Source organism: Aquabacterium parvum (genome assembly GCF_001447195.1).
Lineage (GTDB): Bacteria > Pseudomonadota > Gammaproteobacteria > Burkholderiales > Burkholderiaceae_C > Aquabacterium > Aquabacterium parvum.
Map to the genome: position 1 here is coordinate 1 of NZ_LFRI01000253.1, position 273 is coordinate 273.

A 273-nucleotide genomic window follows, 5' to 3' on the forward strand; every position below is an offset into this window, starting at 1 on the left:
TGATCTGGTGCCAATCCCGCGACAAGCGCTCCTGGCTGGGCTCGACCTCGGCCAAGGCGATCATGTGCAGGTGCGGGTGCCACTGGCCCGAGTTGTCTCCCCGCTTCACTTCGTATGACCAAACAGCGCCCACAACGCCATCGAGCACAGAGCCGCGACCACGTTGCCGGCGTTTCCATAGCTCGCGCTGGGCTCTATGAAGGTGCTTAAAGCGTTCAGCCAGGTCATCACCGTTCTTCACCGTCAAAGTCACCAAAAAAGGCCTCAGAGCCG

General features: G+C 60.4%; 1 protein-coding gene. It reads right to left on the reverse strand.

What is annotated here, in order from left to right; genetic code table 11:
- Nucleotides 1-105: 105 nt before the first annotated feature.
- Nucleotides 106-228: a hypothetical protein gene (locus tag ABG80_RS23770; RefSeq protein WP_268760957.1), complete on the reverse strand. Its 123-nt coding sequence runs from the start codon at nucleotides 226-228 to the stop codon at nucleotides 106-108.
- Nucleotides 229-273: the final 45 nt, after the last annotated feature.

What these genes read in the sequence shown, in the direction of transcription:
- ABG80_RS23770 (WP_268760957.1), bottom strand. Translation starts at nt 228, where the DNA reads ATGACCTGGCTGAACGCTTTAAGCACCTTCATAGAGCCCAGCGCGAGC.